Genomic DNA, 24503 nt, shown 5'->3' on the forward strand with positions numbered 1-24503 from the left:
GGATGAAAAATTTGCTCCGTTATGCACATTGTGTATGGTTAAGGATAATGGCGTGTAAAGCGCGAAAGTTTCTACCGGATAGGCATATATTGATTGTTGCTCCTCACCCCGATGACGAAATAATAGGATGTGGGGGATTGATAGCTCGTCTGGTGAAAGAAAATAAAGCACCCCATGTTATAATCATGACTGGAGGAGAAGGCTCTCACCAAGGATGTTGTAGCACTTCATCCGATGACATAGTTACGGCACGTCGCCGACTGACCCGTAATGCTGCTGCCATTGTAGGATTGCCGATTGAGAATATTCACGAGTTGAATTATCCAGACGGAGGCATTTCCATGGATAATGCGGAAACTGACAGGTTGAAAGCGTTGATTGACCAATTGCATCCCGATACAATTTTAGTACCTCATTGGGGAGAAGGTTGGAGTGACCATATTCAAACTGCTGAAATAGTAAAACAGGTAGTACCTCGATCTGCTAAACTTTGGATGTACTGTGTATGGGTATGGTACTATAATGTGTGGCGTGATTTGGATTGGAAAAATGCAGCACAATTATGTATGACTCCTGCCGAACATCGGATTAAACTCGAGGCTATGGATGCTTATATACGCCCTTTGGCACCATGCGGCAAACCGTGGAGCGGAGTGTTGCCGAAAATATTTGTGAAAGCAAACAGTTGGAATAGAGAACTTTATTTTAATACAAAATGAGTAAATTGCAGCAACAGGCAATTGTTATAGGAGATTCGTTTAACAATACGCTTGGTTTAATTCGGAGTCTTGGAGAAGCGAAAGTAGATATCGTCTTGCTGCTTGTGGGTGACGATCGTCTGTTTGTTTCAAAAAGTAGATATTTGAAAAAATCACAGATTTTCCAAATGAAAACTATCAATGACTGCTTACCTACGTTGCTTCGTATTACAGACAAGACGAAACAACAGACAATCATTTGTACAAATGACATTGCAGCCCAATATATAGATGAGTATGAAACCACCCTTTGTTCCCTGTATATAACTCCGATGAAAGGAAAACATTTAGGAAATCTACTAAATAAAAATGAACAATGCCGTTTAGCCGAAAATTGCGGCTTGACAGTACCACAATCAATCATCTATAATCGTAACGAAGATTTCCCTATTGTTTCATACCCAATATTAATGAAACCAGCCAATAGCAATACAGGAGAAAAATCCGATATACATATTTGCTACTGCCCAAAAGATGTCAATAAAGCACTTTCTGCAACATCTACTTGCAAACAATTCATTATCCAAAAGTTTATTGAAAAAGAATACGAAATAAACCTCATCGGTGTCAGTACCGTTAATGGCGTATATATTCCTGGAGGCATTCGGAAAATCCGTCATTATCCTACAATCTATAGCCCATGCTCTTTTGGAGTATTCCAATCAGTAGAAAACTTGAATGTAGATGTTCATCCGATATTAAAATTAATGCAACATGTAGGATATCATGGACCATTCAGTGTGGAATTATTACATAAGGATGAAAAAAATTATTTTATGGAAGTCAATTTCCGTCATGATGGTCTTGCCTATGCCGCTACCGCAAGTGGAGTGAATCTTCCTGCAATGCTGTTCAACAACCAAACTGTTCCCATGACGGTTAACAACACATACATGATGGATTTATCAACAGACTACTGTCATGTCAAGGATGGAACCTTATCGCGCAAATATTGGTTTTATGATTTCAGGAAAACAAAATGCCAATTGAATTTCAATCGCCATGACCCGATGCCTACATTTTGCTATTATATCCATAAATTGAAACATCTTTTTGTGAAATGAATGTATTAGTATGTATCCCTTGCCTAATGACAGGAGGAACCGAAATTCAGACACTTAATCTGGTGGAGGCTCTTATCACCGCAGGACATGAAGTGACAACAGTCTGCTATTTTGAACATTCCACAAACATGGTGGAACGTTACAAGCAAACAGGAAGCAACGTATGCTTATTGAGTCCTGAGGGGAAAAGACCTGTAGGGATAACAAACACGGTTATTTTCTTGTACAAGGGGTTACACCGTGTATTGAGGGAAGTAAAACCCGATGTGGTACATGTGCAGTACATGGCACCAGGCGCCATCCCTATTATCATATTACGTCTGTTAGGCATCAAGCGCATAGTAGCTACGGCTCATACGGCTGCTGACATCTATCCTTCTTTACGATTATTACACTTCGTTTCGCGACATATACTTACTGCATTTCAATGCATTACAGAACGAGCAGAGAAATCGTTCTTCGGAAATTCGCAAATGTATAAAGCTGAAATGAAGTTAACCCGACATGGCAATCATTTTACCATTTACAATAACTTGCCCCCTTATATTTCCATTGCCAATAAAGAACAACGAATCGGCAAAGTGGTAACCATAGGAGTTGTAAGCCGCCTGGAGCCTATCAAGGGAATGGATTTGGTAGTGCCTGCTTTTTCTAAAATTCATGCCATGAATCCAAATACGCACTTGCTGGTAGTGGGTGATGGCTCGCTACGTCCACTAATGGAGCAACAGAAGAATAATGCCGAATTGAATGAAGTCGTTAAGTTTGCAGGCGTACAACCACAGGAGGCTTTGCAAACATATTATGACAGTATAGATGTCTTGTTGATGCCTTCGCGCAGCGAAGGATTCGGACTGACTGCAATAGAAGGAATGGCACGGGGATGTGTAGTGGTTGCGGCAAATACCGGAGGATTACCGGAAGTGGTAAGTGATGGTAAGGTAGGTTTGTTGCATGAACCGGAATCATCGGATTCGCTTGCAGAAAAAGCCATACGGCTTGTAGATGACAGGGAATTGCTTATGACCATGAAGCAGAATGCCATCGATTATGTAGCAAGGTTTTCATTTGCACATTATTCTGAATTAATCAATAACTTGTATTCGAAATTGTAATTATGGCTATTGTCATTAACGCAATAATCACGGTCATACTTCTGTACTATGCCTATAAGTATGCTTCCGGTGGTACGATGATCATAAAACATCCGTTTGAAGCTGGCGCATATTATGAATGCAACCATAACCTGTCATTTATGATATTTAGCGTAATGACGGCAATGGTGTTTTTAGGACCGCTGTCTTTGGTGAAATATGCTATATGGATATTCTTCCTTCTGTTAATGTCTCGCCGATGGGTAAAAAAATGGGATGTCGTGATGACCATATATCTGGCGTTTATTATGTGGAACCTCTATACGCTTACCTATTCCCGTTATGTATTTCAAGGCTGGATGATGATTGTCAAGTTTTGCCTACCAATACTCTATTTCTGGATGGGGTATAATGCCATAGAGGAAGAGCTTGACTTGTGGGTATTCCTAAAGCGTACAATAATAATCTGTGTGACATATTCATTTTTAATCGGTGGATTCTCGGCAAAACTGACAAGTCCGCTTTACGGTTTTCTTTGCTATGGAACCGGAGGAACATTTGTTGCATACGCTTCTTTGGCAGACTTTTATGCAATACTAATAGGCATTCCCGTAATGCTGTATGTTTTTACGTCTGAAAAGAAATATTTATATGCAGCAGGTCTGTTGTTTTTATCATCGATATTGGAGAGTGTGCGAACAGGCATCGGCGCATCCATTCTTGGCCTTTCACTTCTGTTTTTAGTCTATAAAAAAGGACGGGCTGTTCCGGTCGTGATGCTTTTGATAGCACTCTTTGTTGGCTCCGTATTCCTTGTCAAACCCGTAAGAGAGAAAATGTTTGGCAAACAGGCTGAGACCGTTACAATAAGTAATGTAGGCAAGGCTAAAATCGAAACTAGCGGACGCGAATACCTGTGGGAAAGGATAATGAATCACTGCTACAATCCAAATCCCGCGTTCGGTAGTGGCTGTGGTGGAGCCTTGGGATGGCTGAAAGACATAAACAGTAAGGGAGGATTGGTTCTTATTCATTCTGATTGGGTGCAGATGATGTCGGAATCAGGCAATATAGGCTTGTGGCTTTATATTGTGTTTGCCGTATTCATGCTGTTTAAAGTGTTGGCCATCACATGGAGGTATAGGAACAATAAGAAATTGACACTCTTGGGCGGTACAACCGCAGGAGCCTTTGCCGCCTGTTTCTTTTGCATGGGATTTGACAATGTCATCACATACGCCCAACAAGGCTATGTACTGCCGTTTATGCTGTTCGGCATATTTCTTAAGATAGTTGACTTGACTGAGAACGGAGAATTTGAAGAAGAAATAATTCCATAATATTTTGAATTAATGATATCTGTTGTTATACCTTTATATAATAAGGAAAAGAGCATTGCGCAGACACTGGAATGCGTGCTCAATCAGACGTACAAGGATTTTGAGGTAATTGTAGTGGATGATGGCAGTAAGGATAATAGCGCTGCTATTGTGGAGGCATTCAATGACGAAAGAATACGATTAGTGAGGCAGAAGAATGGTGGTGTGAGTACTGCGCGTAATCGTGGCACAGCAGAGGCACGTGGTGAGTATGTGGCTTTTCTTGATGCTGATGATGTATGGAAACAGAATCATCTGGAATCTATTGCAAATCTGATGCATCAATTTCCTAAGAGCAGAGCGTGGGCTACGTGCTATGTCAATAACCTAAATGGGAAGTACCATCAGATTATTCTAAACAAGCTGCCTTTCAATGGAGATACAGGTTTGTTAACCAATTATTTTGAAGTATGTAGTTGCTCCCATCCCCCCGTATGGAGTAGTGCCGTATGTGTTGAGAAGTCCTTGCTACAAGAGATTGGCGGTTTTCCTGTGGGGGTTACTTCAGGTGAAGACTTGCTGACCTGGGCCAGAATTGCAATAAAAACCGACTGGGTATATACAAAGAAAGCGACAGCAGTTTATATGATGCCAGCTACAAATTCATTTACAGAAAGGCCAACTCGCCCAAATGATGAAGGAGACCCTGTTTGCGATGGACTGAAATTATTACTGAAAACGGAGTATTCAAGAAAACATGAATTGAGGCATTTCATAGGTCGTTTCTACAAAATGAAGGCTAGTACGAACTTGCGGTATGGTGATAGGTGGAAGACCATTTGTGAATGTATGAAGTCACTTGTTTATAGGCCGTTTGCGAAAGAAACTTATCCTATATTGCTTCTTGCCTTGATGCCAGGATTTATTCAGAGAAGGATTTTCACCATCCATTCTTACGATAAAGTAGCTGAAATCAAAGATGTAAAAAGACTAATAGGGAGGTAAATATGGGTTTTTCGAATTTAGTTATTCATTGTCTGAATACAATGGAATTAATGCTTTAAAATGAGATAAACGATTAGTATAAAATATGAGTTACATGAACAGAATATGGTATTATGTATTTCGTTGGTATGCTGTAGCAATAAAGCTGATTAGCCAGAAGGGGTATGACAAATGGATTGTAAGAGCCCATAAGAAAGCGGGTGTCATTTTTATTGGAAGTCCGGAATACATTGACTCACATTCGCATTTAGACCCATCTGGAGGATTGACCATAATGGGGGGGGTAGTTATTTCTACTAATGTGATAATCCTTACACATGATTGGTCTTTTCTAAGAGGGTTGATAGCTATCAATAAGGTTAATGAATGTATTTCTTCATTTCATGCTCTTGCTTATAATAGCGTCAGCATTGGAGAAAATAGTTTTATCGGTGCTGGAGCCGTGATATTACCTGGTACCAAGATTGGAAAATCTTGTATCATTGGGGCCGGGTCTGTTGTGAAAGGGAATATTCCTGATTATTCTATTGCAGTCGGTAATCCTTGCTAGATTATCAATGACACGCGAAAGTTTGGGGAAAAAATTTTAGTTCGGTCGAAAGAATCATGAATATCTATTTTAAATATTTACTGTCTTTGCCAAAATCATTATGGTTTAACTTCCGCCACCTGCCACTGAAACAGGCGCTGAAGTTACCGTTTTATGTCCGCTATGGAACACGCGTCAGCGTTAAAGGACGAATAATAATTGAAGATGATAATCATATAGGTATGGCTATGATTGTCATTGGATCCCATGAAGCTGATGTCTCGGACCCCAAGCATACGACTTGCCTGACTGTGGAGAAAGGTGGCGAACTGGTGTTCCAGCGTACAGCCCATATCGGTCTTGGTACGAAAATATTCGTGAAAAGTGGGGCTAAAATGTACCTCGGAGACAATTTCGCCGTAAGTGCCAATTCACAGTTTGTATGCTACAAAAGCATTTCCATGGGACGAGATATACAGTTCGCATGGGACTGTCTGGTAATGGACAGTGACACACATTCTATTTTTAGTGGTGTAAATCCATATCAAAAAATTAATCCTGACAAAGAAGTGAGGATAGATGATAAAGTATGGATTGGATGCAGAGTGACCATATTGAAAGGCACACATATACCGGCTAATTGCGTTGTGGGTGCGACCAGTTTTGTTTCAGGAACACAATTTGAAGCCAATAGCCTTATTCTTGGCTCACCGGCTAAATCGGTCAAGAAAATCGGAGGATGGAAATTATAAACAAGCGCAAGCCGAGAATACTGATGATAGCACCTCTGCCCCCTCCCGTGCATGGCTCCAGCATGGTGAGCCAAAGTATTCGAGACAGCAGGATGCTGAACGAAACATTCAGGATGGATTTTGTGAATCTTTCCACTTCACGCACGATGGAGGAGATTGACAAAAGGTCGAAGATACTGTATGTGAAGAAAGCGATAAGGTTTATGGGAGCATATGCCCAAACCTTTTGGAATTTAGCCACTCGTCGTTACGACCTGTGTTATCTGGCTATCACTTGCCATGGGGTGGGATTTCTGAAAGACGCTCCGTTCGTGCTGTTATGCAAACTATTCGATAAGAAGGTGGTAATACATCAGCATAACAAGGGAATGGCGAAAGACGTGGACAAGGCTGTTTACAAATGGTTGTTCCACCGGGTATATAAGAATTCAAAAGTAATTTTGCTCTCTTGGCATCTTTATGAAGACATAGCGAGAGTGGTTGCGAAAAACAATGTGATGGTGTGCCATAACGGTATTGAGCCTACTGTAGAATGGCCTTTTGAGAAGTACGAAAATGAAAAGCCGCATATCCTGTTTCTGTCGAACCTAATCATTGAAAAGGGGGTGCTTGTGCTCCTTGATGCACTGAAAATACTGAAAGGCAAGGAACTTGGTTTCATCTGTGATTTTGTGGGTAGCGAAACAAAAGATATGGATGCTGTGAGATTTGCCAAAGAAGCAAAGGAGAGAGGGCTTGATGACGTGGCTATTTATCATGGAAGAAAATATGGTAAAGAAAAAAAGAAATATTTTCATCAAGCAGACATCTTCGCTTTTCCAACATTCTATTTCAATGAATGTTTCCCATTGGTCAATCTTGAGGCCATGGAATATGGACTTCCCGTGATTTCAACAAATGAGGGAGGCATACCTGACGAGATAATCAACGGGAAGAACGGTTTTGTGGTGGAAGCTGAAAATGCAGAGATGCTTGCCGGTTCTATTGAAAAACTGATTATTGACAAACCATTGAGAAAGACCATGGGCAAGGAAGGCAGAAAAATGTTTATCAAACGTTTTACCATCAATGAATTTGAGATATCCATGAAGAATTGTCTTTGGAAATGTATTCCAGAAAAATGATTACCAAATACTTTAATATCAACTACGAAATGGAGCGTGCAGAGGTGCACAGAGCCATTGAGCGAAAAGTAAAGGAAGATAAGGCTGATTATATCTGCGTAGCCGATGGAGTCATCCTGAACATCGCCAACAGGAAACCGGAGTATCTGAAAGTGGTGAATGGTGGAATGTTCGCCATCTGCGACAGCAGCTATGTACCACTTTACTTGCGCTGGATTTACGGTAGGCATTATGAGCAATATTGTGGAAGCCAAATCTTCATAGACATTGTACGCTGCCGGAAATACCGGATGATTTTCATGGGAACATCCCAAAACACATTGGACGGACTGAAAGAGAACTTGAAAAAGGAGAACCCGGAGGTGGAAGGGATGCAGTTCGTGGAATTACCCTATAAAGCAGTGGAAGATTTCGATTATGAAGGCATTGCCAAAGAGATAGAAGCCGATGAAGCGGACATCATCTGGATTGCGTTAGGCGCACCCAAGCAGGAAATATTTATGAGCAAGCTGAAACCGCACCTGAAACGAGGGGTAATGATTGCGGTGGGAGCCGCTTTCAAGTTCTATAGCGGAACGGATGTCAAACGTGCCCCACAATGGATGATAAAATGCCATTTGGAATTTGTACACAGGATATTCAAGGAGCCGAAAAAACAGTTGAAGCGGTGCAGCATGATTCTACTGACACTACCCCAACTGCTGGTGGAAGAGACAATGCGTAAACATAAAAAAGAAAATGATATGGAGTAAAAAATAGTATATCCTGAAAGCAGAAACGAGCAAAAAAGATAAACAAATAAACTAACGAATTTGAATGTTAAACAGACTGGAGGATACCAAGCTATTATATATGTCCGGTATCTTCCTATTTATTTTATAAATTAATGAGAGACATTGCATTGATTACAGGCATAACTGGACAGGACGGTTCATTTCTTGCCGAGTTTTTATTAGAAAAGGGGTATGATGTACACGGTACCATCCGGCGTTCATCGGTGGACTATCGGGAACGCATCGCTCATTTGGAGGGGCATCCAAATTTCCATTTGCATTACGCCGACCTCGGCGATTCGATGAGCATCCTACAGGTCGTGAAGAAAGTGAAGCCAACGGAAATATACAACCTTGCCGCACAGAGCCATGTGCAGGTATCATTCGATGCGCCTGAGTTCACGGCAGACGTGGATGCTACGGGCGTATTACGAATATTGGAAGCCGTGCGCCAGTGCGACCTGACAGATACTTGCCGTATTTATCAGGCTTCCACCTCCGAGCTTTACGGCAAGGTGGAGGAAGTGCCGCAGAACGAGAAGACACCTTTCCATCCTTACAGCCCCTACGCTGTGGCGAAACTCTATGGCTACTGGATTGTAAAAGAATACCGTGAAGCATACAACATGTTCTGCTGTTCGGGCATCTTGTTCAACCATGAGAGCGAACGGCGTGGGGAGACTTTCGTAACACGTAAAATCACACTGGCTGCCGCACGTATCGCACAGGGCAAGCAGGATTGCCTCTATCTAGGTAATTTGGATTCACTGCGTGACTGGGGTTATGCTAAGGATTATGTAGAATGCATGTGGCTGATACTGCAACATGACACCCCGGAGGATTTTGTGATTGCCACCGGTGTGCAGCATACGGTACGTGAATTTGCAACGCTCGCTTTCCGTTATGCGGGCATCGAACTTCGTTGGGAAGGGGAAGGAATACAGGAGAAAGGAATAGACGTAAAGACAGGAAAAACAATAGTGGCCGTGAGCGAGGATTTCTACCGTCCGACGGATGTGGTCAATCTTTGGGGCGACCCGACCAAGGCAAAGAACGAACTAGGATGGAATCCGCAGAGTACTTCCTTTGAGGAACTGGTGCACATCATGGTGACACATGACATGCAGAAAGTGACAGCGGAGCATGTGGCCAACGTGATGCGGACAAACTTAGCCGAATATTTGGAGAAAGGAATCGTGAAATGATGGAGAAAGATGCGAAAATATATGTGGCAGGACACCGGGGGATGGTAGGGTCTGCCATCCTCCGTGAACTGCAACGGCAGGGCTACACGAATATCGTCACCCGCACGCACAAGGAACTGGACTTGACCCGTCAGGATGAAGTGGAAAAGTTCTTTGCAGAAGAAAAACCGGAATATGTGTTCCTTGCCGCTGCCAAAGTGGGAGGCATCATAGCCAATCAGTCGGCATTGGCGGATTTCATATACGAGAACATGATACTGGAAATGAACGTCATCCATGCGGCATGGCAAAACGGGTGTAGGAAATTAGAGTTCCTCGGCTCATCGTGCATCTACCCGCGCATGGCTCCACAACCTATGCCAGAGTCGTGCCTGCTGACTTCGGAGCTAGAGAAGACCAACGAGGCATACGCTTTGGCAAAGATTTCCGGGTTGAAGTATTGCGAGTTCCTGAATCGCCAATACGGCACGGACTACATCAGCGTGATGCCCACTAACCTCTACGGGCCAAACGACAACTATCATCCGGAACATAGTCATGTACTGCCGGCCCTTATCCGCCGTTTCCATGTGGCGAAAGAACAGAGACTGCCCTACGTGACCTGCTGGGGCGACGGTAGTCCGTTGCGTGAGTTTCTGTACGTGGATGACCTCGCCAATTTGTGCGTATTTTTGATGAACACGTATAGCAGTAATGAAACAGTCAATGCCGGAACCGGCAAAGAGTTGACGATAAAAGCCTTGACAGAACTGGTGGCAAAAATCATCGGCTATGAAGGGGAAATCCGCTGGGATACTACCCGTCCGAACGGTACGCCGCGCAAGTTGCTTGACGTGTCGAAAGCCACGGCCTTGGGTTGGACGTATAAGACGAAGCTAGAGGACGGCATCCGCCTCGCCTATGAGGACTTCTTGCACAATCCCATGCGAGCGGAAAGATAAACGTTCGATAGTCATTCCAAGATTCGAAGGTGTGTCATAATGCCCGAATTGAAAGAATCACCCCTGCCACAATAGCTGTAGGGGTGACTTTCTTAAAAAAGGCATTTTGACACACCTTCTTTCTTTATTAACTCAATGATATATCGGTTGTACACCCATGTACACCGCCCCAAAAAGTGTGTACACTTTTCCGCGCATTTGTACTCACAAAGTGATGCTAAATGCACGAACCGCTTATAAACAGCTTAGGCTGCAACGCCCTATTACTCAAAGCGTTACAGCCTAACTGTCGGATTATATTAGAGTAGCTCTTACTCTTCGATTGCAGCCTGCGCCGCCGCCAAACGTGCGATAGGCACGCGGAACGGAGAACAGCTGACATAATTCAGACCCACCTTATGGCAGAACTTCACAGAAGAAGGTTCGCCACCATGTTCACCACAGATACCACACTTCAGTTCCGGACGGATGGCACGGCCCTTTTCAGTAGCCATACGAACCAACTGCCCTACTCCATTCTGGTCGAGCACCTGGAACGGGTCTACCTTCAGGATCTTCTTCTCCAGATAGATCGGGAGGAAGGAAGCAATGTCATCACGTGAATAACCGAACGTCATCTGAGTCAAGTCGTTTGTTCCGAATGAGAAGAACTCGGCAGACGAAGCAATGCGGTCGGCAGTCAGGGCAGCACGCGGGATTTCGATCATAGTACCTACTTTGAAATCAATGCTATCCCCTACTTCTTCAAACAATTTGGCAGCCTCAGCACGGATCACCTCTTCCTGTTGCTTGAACTCATAAAGAATACCAGTCAACGGAACCATGATTTCGGGATGTGTATCTACGCCTTCCTTCTTCAGTTCCAGAGCGGCGCCCAAGATGGCGCGAGTCTGCATCTGAGTGATTTCAGGATAGGTATTACCCAAACGGCATCCGCGATGACCCAACATCGGGTTGTGTTCGCAAAGCGATTCTACACGCTGCTGGATATATTGCAAGCTTACACCCATAGCCTCTGCCATTTCCTGCTGGCCCTTCTGATCGTGGGGAACGAATTCGTGCAAAGGAGGATCGAGCAGACGCACGGTCACCGGACAACCTTCCATAGCCTTGAAGATGCCCTTGAAGTCATCCTGCTGGTAAGGCAGGATCTTGGCCAAAGCCTTGCGGCGTCCTTCTGCATCCTCTGACAGAATCATCTCACGCATAGCCTTGATCTTTTCACCTTCAAAGAACATGTGCTCCGTACGGCAAAGACCGATACCTACTGCACCAAAGTCGCGTGCAACCTGTGCATCATGCGGAGTATCTGCATTGGTGCGAACCTGCAATCTGGTATATTTATCAGCCAACTTCATCAGCTCGGCAAAGTCACCGGAGAGTTCAGTAGCCTTGGTTTCAACCTTACCTTTGTATACTTCACCCGTGCTACCGTTCAATGAAATGAAGTCACCTTCTTTCATCACTACGCCGTCTACTTCGACTGTTCTTGCCTTGTAGTCAATATTCAATGCGCCGGCACCGGAAACACAGCACTTACCCATACCACGAGCTACCACAGCTGCATGTGAAGTCATACCACCACGAGCCGTCAAGATGCCCTCGGCTACAGCCATACCTGCCAAGTCTTCGGGAGATGTTTCAATACGAACCATAACCACACGCTTGCCCGCAGCACGCCATTCGGCTGCATCGTCTGCAAAGAACACAATCTGTCCGCAAGCGGCACCCGGAGAAGCCGGAAGGCCACGAGTCAGCACCTTGGCTTGCTTCAGAGCCGACTTATCGAATATCGGATGGAGAAGTTCGTCCAACTTGTTGGGCTCGCAACGCATCAAAGCTGTCTTTTCGTCGATCATGCCCTGACGAAGCAAATCCATAGCGATCTTCACCATAGCGGCACCCGTACGCTTGCCGTTACGAGTCTGGAGGAACCAAAGTTTGCCTTCCTGTACGGTGAACTCCATGTCCTGCATATCGCGGTAGTGATTCTCAAGCTTGGTCTGCAGGGCATCCAGTTCCTTATAGATTTCCGGCATCGCCTCTTCCATAGAAGGATACTTGCTGGCACGCTCTTCTTCGCTCACACCTGCCAATTCTGCCCAACGCTGAGAACCGATCTTCGTGATCTGTTGCGGAGTGCGGATACCGGCAACCACGTCTTCACCCTGAGCGTTGATCAGATACTCACCGTTGAAGAGGTCTTCACCTGTTGCCGCATCACGGCTGAAGCAAACACCTGTAGCAGAGGTATCACCCATGTTTCCGAATACCATAGCCTGTACGCTGACTGCCGTACCCCATTCGTCAGGTATTCCTTCCATCTTACGATAGAGGATGGCGCGTTCGTTCATCCAAGAGTTGAACACGGCGCAGATGGCACCCCACAGCTGTTCGTAGGCGCAGGTCGGGAAGTCTTTTCCGGTCTGTGCCTTTACGGCAGCCTTGAACCGCTTCACCAGTTCTTTCAGGTCTTCCACTTCCAGTTCGTTGTCCAGTCTCACGCCTTTGGCATGCTTCACTTCCTCGATGATGGCTTCGAAGGGGTCGATGTCTTCCTTATTGGTCGGCTTCATGCCCAATACCACGTCACCATACATCTGCACGAAACGGCGGTAGGAATCCCAAGCGAAACGGGCATTGCCGGTCTTGCGGATCATACCCTCCACTACTTCGTCGTTCAGACCCAGATTCAGGATGGTATCCATCATACCCGGCATGGAAGCACGGGCACCCGAACGCACCGAAACCAGCAACGGATTCTCTACGTCACCGAACTTAGAACGCATCAGCGTCTCAACATGGGCAATGGCTGCTTCTACTTCTTCCTTCAACAGGGCTACCACTTTCTCCTGTCCCATTTCATAATATTCTGTACAAACCTCTGTAGTAATCGTAAAGCCCGGAGGAACCGGAACTCCAATCAAGTTCATTTCGGCGAGATTCGCGCCTTTACCTCCCAACAGATTTCTCATGCCGGCCTTTCCTTCTGCCTGGCCGTTACCAAAGGTATAAACTCTTTTTTTGTCCATAATAAAAATTTAAAGTTTTCTAAATGTGATTTTTTCTGTCCGCAAATCTAAGGATATTTCATAGACTACAAAACTTTTTCTACAAAAACTTTCGATAAAAATGCAATTTCGACATTGCAATCCTGAATATTTCCTTTTGATGAGAAATATCACAAAAAAAATGGCTACATTTGCAACATAATTTATTAGACTGGTGTAAAAGTGGCAAGAAAAAGAAAAGAACTTCCCCTGCTGGAGAAGGTGACAATAACGGATGTGGCTGCCGAAGGAAAAGCCATCGCAAAAGTCGACGATTTGGTCATTTTCGTACCCTACGTCGTTCCCGGAGACATAGTAGACCTGCAAATCAAGCGGAAAAAACATCATTATGCTGAGGCTGTGGCAGTGAAGTTTCACGAGTATTCGAGCGAAAGGGCTGTCGCATTCTGTCAGCACTATGGTGTATGTGGAGGTTGCAAGTGGCAGATACTCCCCTATACCGAACAGATCAGGTACAAACAGAAGCAGGTGACGGACAACCTGACCCGCATCGGGAAAATAGAGCTTCCGGAGATCTCTCCCATCCTTGGCTCGGAAAAGACACAGTTCTACCGGAACAAACTGGAATATACGTTCTCCAACAAACGCTGGCTGACCGAAGAGGAGGTGAAGCAGGAGGTGAAGTATGACCAGATGAATGCCGTGGGATTTCACATCCCCGACGCTTTCGACAAGGTATTGGCGATTGAGAAGTGCTGGTTGCAGGACGACATCTCCAACCGTATCCGCAATGCCGTACGCGACTATGCCTACGAGCACAACTACTCGTTCATCAACCTGCGGACGCAGGAGGGCATGCTTCGCAACATGATTATCCGCACGTCCTCCACCGGAGAACTGATGGTGATCCTCATTGCCAAGATAGAGGCGGATGGCGAGATGGTCCTGTTCAAGGAGCTGCTGCAATACGTGGCTGATACGTTCCCTGAAATTACTTCACTTCTATACATTATTAATAATAAGCAGAACGATACTATCACCGACTTGGATGTCTATACGTTCAAGGGCAAAGACCACATCTTCGAAGAGATGGAAGGCTTGCGCTTCAAGGTGGGACCCAAGTCGTTCTATCAGACCAACTCGGGACAGGCGTATAATCTCTATAAGGTGGCGCGCAACTTTGCCAGGCTGACCGGAAAGGAACTGGTGTACGACCTCTATACGGGCACGGGAACCATCGCCAACTTCGTCTCCAAACAGGCGCGGCAGGTCATCGGCATCGAATATGTGCCCGAGGCCATCGAGGATGCCAAGGTAAATGCCGAAATCAACGGCATCAAGAACACCTTGTTCTTTGCCGGAGACATGAAGGACATGCTGACGCAGGACTTCATCAACCAGTACGGTCGTCCGGACGTCATCATCACCGACCCTCCCCGTGCGGGCATGCATCAGGATGTAGTAGACGTCATTCTGTTTGCCGAACCGAAACGCATCGTGTACGTCAGCTGCAACCCGGCAACACAGGCGCGCGACCTGCAACTGCTTGATATCAAGTATAAGGTGACGGCAGTGCAGCCGGTAGACATGTTCCCCCATACTCATCATGTGGAGAATGTGGTGCTGCTGGAACTGAGAGACGAACCCAAAGAAGCGGTACTTTAATCCCCTATAGCCAACCCTTAATTCACCATCAACGTGGCAAGAAAAAAAATAGTAGCAAGAGCCCGTACGCAGTATACGGACTATATGGTAAAGGAACCAATGGAACTTATGGAGTTTCTGGCTGCAAGGATGCCGGACGCCAGCCGTACCAAACTCAAATCACTGCTCAGCAAGCGGGTCGTGTTTGTAGATAAAGTGATCACTACCCAATATAACTTCCCCCTCAAGCCCGGCATGAAAGTACAGATCAGCCGGGAAAAGGGCAAAAAGGAGTTTAACAATAAGTTGCTGAAGATTGTGTATGAAGACGCATATCTCATTGTAGTGGAAAAGATGCAGGGATTGTTGTCCGTCAGCAGCGAACGGCAAAAGGAGCGTACTGCCTACCACATCCTGAACGAATATGTCCAACGCTCGGCAGGGCGTAACAACCGTGTCTACATCGTCCATCGCCTTGACCGCGACACTTCGGGCCTGATGATGTTCGCAAAGGACGAGAGGACGCAACATACCCTGCGCGACAACTGGCACGACATCGTGACCGACCGCCGCTATGTGGCGGTAGTGGCAGGAGATATGGAAAAGGATGCCGGCACAGTGATGTCTTGGCTCACAGACCGCACTCTGTATGTCTACTCCAGCCCGACGGACGACGGAGGTCAGAAGTCCATCACACACTATCGCACCATCAAGCGCGCCAACGGCTACTCGCTGCTGGAACTGAATCTCGAAACCGGACGCAAGAACCAGATCCGTGTGCACATGCAGGACTTGGGACATCCTATTGTGGGCGACGGGCGCTACGGCTTGGAAGACGTCAACCCCATCGGACGCCTGGCTCTGCATGCGTTCAAGCTCTGTTTCTACCACCCGGTGACGGGAGAACTGATGGAGTTTGAAACGCCCTATCCGGGTGAGTTCAAGAAGCTGGTTCTGAACAGGACGGCAAACAGATAAGACAGATAAGGCAAATAAAAACGAATGACCACAGATTGGTTTTGAAACAGAAGAAAGAAACAAGAAGGAATAAGGAATATGTCCTTTTTATTTCCTTCTTCTGTCAGAAAACTGAAAACCTGTGGTCATCCGTTGTATCTGAGCCGGCAGTGTGCCCCTCAGCTTTCGGAAAGCCCGACGCTGTCTCTGCTATTTATAATAGTTTGCATCGACAAACGCCACGATAACTCCGTCCAACTTGCCGGAAAGGTTGTGCTCGCGCACCCATACATTATCGAAAAAGACGCGATCGTTACCGCCATAGTCCAGTATCAAGCCTTCCATTGAGTTGTCTATCCACGCCCAGTCAAAGCGGTAAGAGCTTTCATAAGGCTTACGCCCGTCTATCGGTTTATACTTGAAGGTCTCCTTGCCACTGCCGTTCCGCGAAAATTCAAGATAGTGCTCACAAAGCTCATTGTCATTGGTTTCATACTCCTCGACCCATACCCTGTTGCACAGCTTTTCATCGCTATTCCTCAAGTAATCATCGGTGTAATATTCATCACCGCAAGACGACAGTCCGATAACAACCATCAATAAGAGAAGTATTTTCCCTACATTCAAAGTCTTCATACATTCATTCGTTTAGTTAATACTTGCGGACAAAAATACAAAAACATATCGAAAAACCTCAATATTTTGCCTGATATTTCTTATAGAAAATCAGAAACAGGACAAAACCGACCAGAGCGAAAGGAACTCCTGCCAGTGCCGGATAGCGGTATCCGAAGCCGACCGCCATTCCGCCGACGTAGGCTCCTATCGCATTTCCCAAGTTGAATGCCACCTGCACGCAGGCGGCTCCCAGCATTTCCCCACCCTTTGCCACGCGGATGATCAGTATCTGCTCGGGGCTGGAGACGGCAAACAGACCTGCCGTGCATAGGCACATCAGCAGTGCGGCCAACCCTGCGTATGGCGAAAGGAAGAACAGCAGCAACAGTACCACGGCTATCAGGGCTTGCACCACAGTACCCACCTTGCCGGGTGTATAACGGTCGGAAAGCCGCCCACTGACCAGATTTCCCACTACCATGCCGAAGCCCGCCAGAACCATCAGTCCCGTGATGCTCCCGACACTGAATCCGGAAACATCGGTAAGCATCGGATTGATGTAGCTATACCAGCAGAAGATGCCTCCGTTTCCCAATGCCGTCGCCCCAAGGATGAGCCACGGAGCCGGAGTTTTCAGAAAACGGAACTGTCCTTTGAAACCGGTATCTTTCAGCCCCTCTACATGGGGCACCCAGCGCCAGATATAGTAAAGGATGATCACTCCCCAACAGCCCACCAGCAGGAAGGTTATACGCCAGGAGACCATGCTGCTCAACGAAGTGCCCAGCGGAACCCCGAACAGGTTGGCGACGGTCATCCCGGCCACCATGATAGAAACGGCTTCCGAACCTTTCCCCTCATCGGCCAGTTTGTCGGCAACGATGGAACCGACCCCGAAATAAGCGCCATGAGGAAGACCGGAGATGAAACGCGCCAGCAGCAGTACCCAATAGTTAGGAGCCAGCGCCGCACATATATTTCCTACCATAATCAGTGTCACCAATGCCAACAGGATGTGTTTCAACGGATGTTTTCGTGCCAAGACCAAGGCCGGTGCCCCGACACAGACTCCCAGTGCGTATGCCGAGATGAAATGTCCCGCCACGGGAATACTGATGTCCAAGTCCTTGGCTACGTCAGGCAGGATGCCCATCATGACAAATTCGGCAATCCCCAATCCCAAGGTGCCGAACGCTAATGCAATAAGACTCTTCTTCATACCTATTTTACCTTTTAAAAAACAATCTTTTTTACCGGGGCGCAAAGGTAGTGGTTTTTCGCAACAAACGTTCTTCGGACGAGACAAATATCAGATATCAGACCGCATCTTGCGCACTGAAATTTGCCCATCTCCGATATTCTACGTACTTTTGAATGCATAAATACGCAGAATTATGAAACTGATACATACCAGCGACTGGCACTTGGGCCACACCCTCTATAACTACGACCGCAGCCGCGAGCAGCAAGCATTTCTGGAACAGCTGGCACGCATCGTGGCGGAAGAGAGACCGGATGCAATGGTCGTCAGCGGAGACATCTACCACTACTCCACCCCCTCGGCAGCCACACAGAAGATGTACACGGACGGAATGCTACGGATTCACCGCGCCTGTCCGGAAATGACCATTGTCGTAACCGCCGGAAACCATGACAGCAGCTCGAAGCTGGAGATAGACAGCAGCCTGTGGAACCACTTCGGAGTGAAGGTGGTGGGCAACATCGAGCGGACCCGCGAGGAGGTGAACCTCGAAAAGCACATTGTGCCCGTGGAAGACGAGGACGGGGACCTGAAAGGATACATCGTCGCCGTCCCCCACGTCTACCCGCAGAATTTTCCGATGCTGGACACGGAGACACCGCGCGAGGAGCGGCAGGCACGCTTCTTCCAAACACTGCTGGACGAGGTGGAGAAGATGAACACAGCCGAAGTGCCCGTTGTCCTGACGGCGCACCTCTCCATCGAAGGCAGCGACCGGACCGGCCATGACGAAGCAATTGGCGGAATAGAATACGTCCCCATCGGTTCGCTGGGCAGCGGATACGACTACCTGGCACTGGGGCATATCCACTGCCCGCAGAACATCCGGAGCGACCGCTTCCATGCGCGCTACTGCGGCACTCCCCTGCCGGTCAGCTTCGACGAGACCTATCCCCACTCCGTCTCCATCGTCGAGGTCGGGAGGCAGGTGGCTCCGCAGGTAAGGACCGTGCAGATAGAGAATCCCATGCCGCTCGTCACCCTGCCCCGGGAACCGGCGGACTTTGAAGAGGCGGTCAGGCTGCTGGAAGAGTATCCCGCCGACCAGCCCGCCTACATCCGGCTGAACGTCCTGATAAAGGATTACCTGGCATCCGACTGCAACGAACGGGCATCGAACGCGGCAAAAGGGAAAAGTTGCCGCTATTGTTGCATCAAGCCCAACCGCGAGAAGACGGCTCTGGCCGACAAGGCACACCATCTTTCCCTCCAGGAGATGCAGGAGATGTCGCCGCTCGAGATAGCCAAACTCTACTATCAGGAGACGGAAGGGGAAGAGATGGACGAGGAACTCTGCGAGCTTATGAATGTCGCCATGCGAAGGGTGGCGGAAAACAAATAACCTGCGCTGACACGCACAACCCGGATATGAATCATGAAACTTCAAAAACTGACCATAAAGAACCTGGCATCCATAGAGGACGCCGTCATCGACTTTGAGAACGGGCCGTTAGGCGAGGAATCGCTATTCCTCATCTGCGGCGAGACGGGAGCCGGAAAAACGACACTGCTCGACGCCATCTGCCTGTCGCTCTACAACGAAACGCCCCGCATGGACCGCGCGGAAAACGAGAGGTACAGGGACGTGGGACAGAGTTTTTCCGCCAAGAAAGAGGAGATCGCCATCAACGACAGCCGCCAGCTGATGCGGCGGAATACCAATGAGGCATGGACCGAGCTGGAGTTTATCGGCTCGAACGAGGTGCCCTACACCGCCCGGTGGTACGTGGCACGCGCCCACCGCAAACTCTCCGGCGCCATCCAAGACACCAAGTGGACACTGGAAAACCGGAAGACGGGCATCACGCTTTCCCGGAAGAATGAGATAAAGGCGGAAATACAGGCTGCCATCGGACTTACCTTCGAGCAGTTCTGCCGCACCACCCTGCTGGCGCAAGGCGACTTCACCAAGTTCCTGCAAAGCAAGGAGAGCGAAAAGTCGGACATTCTGGAGAAGCTGACCGGAACCGGCATCTACTCGGAGATAGGCGCCTGCATCTACGCCATCACCAAAGAGAAACGTACGGACTACGAAAACCAGAACCGGAAGCTGGAAGGCATACGCCTCCTGACCGAAGAGGAAACCGCCGAGATAGACCGGAACATAACGGCACTGAATGCCGAAATCAGCGGATATGCCGCGCAAAAGAGTACGGCAACCCTGAAAAGCGACTGGCTGAAACGGCATGCCGAACTCCTACTGAACCTCGAAAAGCAGCGGAAAGAGTGGGAAGCCCGCAAGGCGCAATTGCAGTCGGACGACTTCCGCCGACGGGAACTGCTCGTCAGGGAGTGGAACAGCACCGCAGAGGCACGCAACCTCCTCTCCTCGCTCCGGCAGCAACAACGGCAGCAAGAGAGCGACCGTGCGCACGCCGAAGAGATGAAGCTCCGGTTCGTACGCCTCAGCAACGGGCGCATCTGGCTGGAAGAGAACCGGACGGAGCAACAAGGCAAACTGCTCCGCGCCGAGGAATACCTGGAAGCCCAGGCGCCGTTCCGTAGCATGTACGAACAGAGCCAGTCCATTGCCGCCGACCTCAACCTCATACTCTCTGCCCGCCGGCGCATCGCTGCCTGTGAGAAGCAGGTGTCCGCCCTGACCCGACAACTGCCCGCCACCGAACGGGAACGCACGGAGCAGGAGAACAGCTTCAACCGGAAGAACCGGGAGAACCAAGCCAAGCAACAGGAAATAGACCGCCTGAACGCGCAACTCGCCTCCATGAACCGGAATGCCTTGCAGGCAGAGAAGGATACGTTGGAGGGCGAAAGGGAGAATCTGCAGAAGGCACAGAATGCCTTGCTCGTCCTGAAAGAGAAGCAAACGGCACTGGAGGCGGCCAAGGAGTACGAGAAGTCGCTGGAACAGAAATGGCAGACTTGCCACTCCCGGCACGCCGGACTGCAAGCCGACTTCGACCGACGGAAAAGCGCGTACGAAGAGCTACGGACGCTGTACGACAAGCAGAAAGAAGCCGTAGAGGAATGGGCGAAAGAGGCGCGCGCCCGTCTGTCGGTGGGCGACAACTGTCCGGTATGCGGACAGAAGATCACGTCGCTCTGCAAGGACGAGGATTTCCAGTCCGTGCTCATACCCATCCGGCAATCCTTAGAGGTCAAAGAGAAGGAGTATAAGGAAGCGGAACGCGCCCTGAACAGCAACCGCACCGAGTGCAAGACCTACGAAGAGATGACTGCAAACAGCCGCACCGCCACCGGAAAGGCGCAGAAGAGCTACGACCTCGCCTGCACCGAAGCGCAAGAGAGATGCCGCCGTTGCCTGACCGGCGAGCTGACCGACGGTACCCCTGCCGCATTGGAGCAACTGGCGCAGAAGAACAAGCTGGCACTCGAACAGATCCACGCCCGACTGGACGAAGTGCAGAAACTTGCCAACCACATCGCGCAACGGCAACGCGAGAAAGACGAACACCAGACCACGGTAGAAATCGCCCGAAAAGATTTCGACCGCATCGACCGGAAGCTGACCACGCTGAAGAACGACATCGCCAACCAACAGCTGCTGCAAGAGAACGAGAAAGAGACCATCCGCACCGCCTTCGAGCGCGTCAGCCCGTTGCTCTTGTGGGACGGTTGGCAGACGGAATGGGACGCCTCTCCCACCGCCTTCATCGAGCGCTTGCAGAAGTCCGCAGGATATTATAGGATGGCGCAGGAGAAGCAGACCGAACTGAAATCCGCCATCGCCCTCGTCACCCAAGAGCTGGACAACATATCCGCCGCTCGGGAGATTGTCTGCGAAGCCTTTCCGGAGTGGAGAGACCTCCCCGCCGAAGAGAAACAGGAGACGAAGAACCTGGCAGCAGCCTGGAACGCCCTTGTCTCCGACGCCGGAGGACTGAAACAAAGCATCGTGTCCGTCCGCAGGAACATCGGTGAGCTGCAATCCGGACTGGCAGCCTTCTATGCTTCGCATCCCGACACGGACGAAGCACGCCTCATCGCCCTCTCCTCCCACTCCGGCGAGTACATCGAGGGAATGCGCGCAGAGCTGCAACGCCTCAAGGAGGAAGAAGTCGCCGCGCAGACCGCTTTCCGGCTGACCACCGTCCAGCTGGAAGAGCATCTGGAGAAGAGACCCGTCATGGAAGAGGGCAATACGCCGGAGAGCCTTGCCGAGTTGCTCCGCCTCTTGGAGGAAAAGAGTGCCACAGCGACCCAGACCGTCCTGCGCATGAAAATACAGCTGGAAGAGAACGCCAAGAACATCGCCCTGATCAAGGAAGAAAAGAGGCGCGCGGACGAACTGCGGGAGGTCTACCTGAAATGGGACCGACTGTGCCGGCACTTTGGCGACGAGAAAGGAAAGAACTTCCGGAACATCGCCCAAAGTTTCGTGCTGAAAGAGCTGCTCAACGGTGCCAACTCCTACCTGCAACGGCTGACGGACCGCTACGAACTGGAATGTCAGGCCGGTTCGCTCACCATACTGCTGCGCGACTTCTATCAGGGAGGCGCGGCACGTCCCGCCTGCACGCTGTCGGGCGGAGAGAGTTTTCTGGTCTCGCTGTCGTTGGCGCTCGGCCTCTCCTCGCTCAGCCGCCACAGCCTGTCGGTAGACACGTTGTTCATCGACGAGGGATTCGGCACACTGAGCAGCGACTACCTGAACACGGTGATGGACACGCTGGAGAAACTGCATCAGATGGGAGGAAAGAAAGTGGGCATCATCAGCCACGTGGAGGGACTGCGGGAACGCATCAAGACCCAGATACTGGTGCAGCGCATCGACAATTCGAGAAGTGAGATCAAGACGCAAAGAACGACGTAAACAGTCGCGAAAGCTACATTCCGATTATCCGTTTTGCCTATTGCGGCAATCGGAAAATCCCTTGCTCATCGCTTCTGCATTCTCCGCGGCTGTCATACTTTTGCGGCCAAAATTAAAAGCACTAAAGTATGAACCAATCAATGATTGTATGGTGCATGATAGCGGGAGTGCTATTGTGTGCATTTGTATTCAGAGCCATAGAACAGTATTATGCCGAATGCCGCCGCAACGGACGCAAACCGATGCATTTGTTGGAAATCGGTAAAGAAAGGGAAATATTCTATATTCCGGGAGATGTTGAAGATGATGAGTTCGAGGATTTGTAAGGCGAATGACGTGCCGGGCAACCTCCCTGTCCGCGAAATCGCGGTCTTTCTTGCCGACTATGCCTCGTTGTTATCAGGATGCGGGGCGACCTGCATACGCATAGAAAAGAATGCCCGGAGAATGGCAGCTGCTTTTGGAGTAGGATTCGACATTACCCTAATGCCTACTCATGTATATGTGTCGGTGTGGGGCAAGGATATGTCAGATACGAGTGTGATCATCCGCAAGACTGCAAGTTGCGGCATTAGCTTCAACCTCAATGCCCTCTTGAGCCGTCTGAGTTGGGAGGTGGCGGACAATCATCTTGACTTCCCGACGGCCGTTGAACGCTTTGAGCGGATACGGGAGACCAAGCCGACCGGGAAGTGGGAGGTCCTGTTTCTGACAAGCTTTGCCAATGCCTCGTTCTGCCGTCTTTTCGGCGGCGATGCCGTGGCTATGCTCATTGTCTTTGCATCGACCCTTGCCGGTTACAGGCTGAAACAGATCATGCTGGAGGACAAACGGGATGTGCGTCTCACTTTTTTGTGTGCCGCTTTCTTTTCCGCCGCCCTCAGTGCCGGAGGACATATCTTCGACATCGGCACAACACCTGAGATAGCATTGGGGACGAGTGTCCTGTATCTCATTCCGGGGGTTCCGTATATCAATGCCGTCAGCGACATGATAGACCGCCACTACCTGTGTGCGTTCAGCCGGTTCCTGGATGCCACCATCCTCACCGCCTGTCTGTCCGCAGGATTGTGTGCCGGAATGTTCATATTAGGATTAAAATGGTTTTAGACAGCTTATGTAATTAGACAGCTTATGCGATTAGACAACTTATGTGGAATGATATATTAATAAATATTTTAGAGGACGGATTGTTTTCAGCGATAGCAGCCATCGGTTTTTCCAGCATCAGCAACACGCCACGGCGTGCCTACCTGACCTGCGCCCTGATTGCCGCAGCCGGCCATTCTATCCGTTACGTTCTGACTTTGCCCGAACTTGAAGGGATGCATATTATCCCCGCCAGCACGGTAGCGGCATTTGCCATCGGTGTGCTTGCCGTGCTGTTCGCTTCACGCATCAAGTGCCCTGCCGAAGTCTGTTTCTTCCCGGCTTTGTTGCCCATGATACCGGGAATGTATGCCTACCGCACGATAGAGGCACTGCTCTCCTGTCTGTACCACACGCAGGAGGAAGCCTTCGGGCATTATTTCTATCTACTGACCTACAACGGACTGACCAGTGCGTTCATCATTTTAGGAATGGTCGTAGGAGCCACTATACCGGTGTTCCTGTTCAAAAAACTTTCGTTTACGGCTACGAGATAAACTTATT

21 protein-coding genes are annotated in these 24503 nt (G+C 48.6%); 18 read left to right on the forward strand and 3 right to left on the reverse strand.

Annotation, left to right across the window (positions count from 1 at the left end):
- The first annotated feature begins 47 nt into the window (after positions 1-47).
- The 11 genes from QZ323_RS04325 to QZ323_RS04375 all read left to right on the forward strand — a co-directional run bounded on the left by QZ323_RS04325 (position 48) and on the right by QZ323_RS04375 (position 10564).
- Positions 48-719, forward strand: a complete 672-nt coding sequence (locus QZ323_RS04325) for a PIG-L family deacetylase (RefSeq protein ID WP_294633116.1) — start codon at positions 48-50, stop codon at positions 717-719.
- The gene (locus tag QZ323_RS04330) at positions 716-1822 is read left to right on the forward strand and encodes an ATP-grasp domain-containing protein (protein ID WP_294633118.1); all 1107 of its coding nucleotides are present in this window, start codon (positions 716-718) and stop codon (positions 1820-1822) included. Before QZ323_RS04325 ends, QZ323_RS04330 begins: the two co-directional genes overlap by 4 nt.
- On the forward strand, positions 1819-2937 hold the full coding sequence (locus tag QZ323_RS04335) for a glycosyltransferase family 4 protein (protein ID WP_294633120.1): 1119 nt from the start codon (positions 1819-1821) through the stop codon (positions 2935-2937). Before QZ323_RS04330 ends, QZ323_RS04335 begins: the two co-directional genes overlap by 4 nt.
- Before the next feature lie 2 nt (positions 2938-2939).
- Positions 2940-4256, forward strand: coding sequence for an O-antigen ligase family protein (locus tag QZ323_RS04340; RefSeq protein ID WP_294633121.1), 1317 nt, complete (start codon positions 2940-2942; stop codon positions 4254-4256).
- Between the two features lie 12 nt (positions 4257-4268).
- The gene (locus tag QZ323_RS04345) at positions 4269-5240 is read left to right on the forward strand and encodes a glycosyltransferase family 2 protein (protein ID WP_294633123.1); all 972 of its coding nucleotides are present in this window, start codon (positions 4269-4271) and stop codon (positions 5238-5240) included.
- Between the two features lie 94 nt (positions 5241-5334).
- Complete coding sequence (locus tag QZ323_RS04350; RefSeq protein WP_294633125.1) at positions 5335-5790, forward strand: acyltransferase; 456 nt, start codon at positions 5335-5337, stop codon at positions 5788-5790.
- A gap of 56 nt (positions 5791-5846) precedes the next feature.
- On the forward strand, positions 5847-6521 hold the full coding sequence (locus QZ323_RS04355) for an acyltransferase (RefSeq protein ID WP_294633127.1): 675 nt from the start codon (positions 5847-5849) through the stop codon (positions 6519-6521).
- Positions 6509-7645 carry a glycosyltransferase family 4 protein gene (locus tag QZ323_RS04360; protein ID WP_294633128.1) on the forward strand — a complete coding sequence of 379 codons (1137 nt, stop codon included), beginning with the start codon at positions 6509-6511 and terminating at the stop codon, positions 7643-7645. Before QZ323_RS04355 ends, QZ323_RS04360 begins: the two co-directional genes overlap by 13 nt.
- Entirely contained in the window at positions 7645-8397 is a 753-nt protein-coding gene (locus tag QZ323_RS04365; protein WP_294633196.1) for a WecB/TagA/CpsF family glycosyltransferase, read from the forward strand. Before QZ323_RS04360 ends, QZ323_RS04365 begins: the two co-directional genes overlap by 1 nt.
- Before the next feature lie 134 nt (positions 8398-8531).
- Positions 8532-9623 (forward strand): GDP-mannose 4,6-dehydratase, encoded by a 1092-nt coding sequence (gmd, locus tag QZ323_RS04370; RefSeq protein WP_294633130.1) that lies wholly within the window; start codon positions 8532-8534, stop codon positions 9621-9623.
- Positions 9620-10564, forward strand: coding sequence for a GDP-L-fucose synthase (locus QZ323_RS04375; RefSeq protein ID WP_294633131.1), 945 nt, complete (start codon positions 9620-9622; stop codon positions 10562-10564). The genes gmd and QZ323_RS04375 overlap by 4 nt, the downstream gene beginning before the upstream one ends.
- Before the next feature lie 311 nt (positions 10565-10875).
- Here QZ323_RS04375 and ppdK read toward each other — a convergent pair whose 3' ends face one another.
- Positions 10876-13596, reverse strand: coding sequence for a pyruvate, phosphate dikinase (ppdK, locus tag QZ323_RS04380; RefSeq protein ID WP_294633133.1), 2721 nt, complete (start codon positions 13594-13596; stop codon positions 10876-10878).
- A 201-nt stretch (positions 13597-13797) separates the two neighbouring features.
- On the opposite strand from ppdK, the gene rlmD reads away from it, so the two are divergent.
- Together rlmD and QZ323_RS04390 are read left to right on the forward strand one after the other, a co-directional pair.
- On the forward strand, positions 13798-15240 hold the full coding sequence (rlmD, locus tag QZ323_RS04385; RefSeq protein ID WP_294633135.1) for a 23S rRNA (uracil(1939)-C(5))-methyltransferase RlmD: 1443 nt from the start codon (positions 13798-13800) through the stop codon (positions 15238-15240).
- A 33-nt stretch (positions 15241-15273) separates the two neighbouring features.
- Positions 15274-16197, forward strand: a complete 924-nt coding sequence (locus QZ323_RS04390) for an RluA family pseudouridine synthase (RefSeq protein WP_294633136.1) — start codon at positions 15274-15276, stop codon at positions 16195-16197.
- A 189-nt stretch (positions 16198-16386) separates the two neighbouring features.
- Here the strand turns inward: QZ323_RS04390 and QZ323_RS04395 are convergent, their stop codons facing one another.
- Both QZ323_RS04395 and araJ read right to left on the reverse strand, forming a co-directional pair.
- The gene (locus QZ323_RS04395) at positions 16387-16812 is read right to left on the reverse strand and encodes a hypothetical protein (RefSeq protein ID WP_294633137.1); all 426 of its coding nucleotides are present in this window, start codon (positions 16810-16812) and stop codon (positions 16387-16389) included.
- Between the two features lie 58 nt (positions 16813-16870).
- Entirely contained in the window at positions 16871-18013 is a 1143-nt protein-coding gene (gene araJ / locus QZ323_RS04400; protein ID WP_294633138.1) for an MFS transporter AraJ, read from the reverse strand.
- A 175-nt stretch (positions 18014-18188) separates the two neighbouring features.
- Here araJ and QZ323_RS04405 point away from each other — a divergent pair, with 175 nt between their 5' ends.
- From QZ323_RS04405 to QZ323_RS04425, 5 genes are all read left to right on the forward strand, one after another.
- Positions 18189-19397 carry an exonuclease SbcCD subunit D gene (locus QZ323_RS04405; protein ID WP_294633140.1) on the forward strand — a complete coding sequence of 403 codons (1209 nt, stop codon included), beginning with the start codon at positions 18189-18191 and terminating at the stop codon, positions 19395-19397.
- Positions 19398-19430: 33 nt separating this feature from the next.
- On the forward strand, positions 19431-22850 hold the full coding sequence (locus tag QZ323_RS04410; RefSeq protein ID WP_294633142.1) for an AAA family ATPase: 3420 nt from the start codon (positions 19431-19433) through the stop codon (positions 22848-22850).
- 128 nt (positions 22851-22978) lie between these two features.
- Positions 22979-23176: a hypothetical protein gene (locus QZ323_RS04415; protein ID WP_294633144.1), complete on the forward strand. Its 198-nt coding sequence runs from the start codon at positions 22979-22981 to the stop codon at positions 23174-23176.
- Complete coding sequence (locus tag QZ323_RS04420) at positions 23145-23960, forward strand: threonine/serine exporter family protein (RefSeq protein ID WP_294633145.1); 816 nt, start codon at positions 23145-23147, stop codon at positions 23958-23960. The genes QZ323_RS04415 and QZ323_RS04420 overlap by 32 nt, the downstream gene beginning before the upstream one ends.
- Positions 23961-24001: 41 nt before the next feature.
- Positions 24002-24496, forward strand: a complete 495-nt coding sequence (locus QZ323_RS04425; RefSeq protein ID WP_294633147.1) for a threonine/serine exporter family protein — start codon at positions 24002-24004, stop codon at positions 24494-24496.
- Positions 24497-24503: the final 7 nt, after the last annotated feature.

It is taken from the genome of uncultured Bacteroides sp., assembly GCF_910585845.1.
GTDB lineage: Bacteria > Bacteroidota > Bacteroidia > Bacteroidales > Bacteroidaceae > Bacteroides.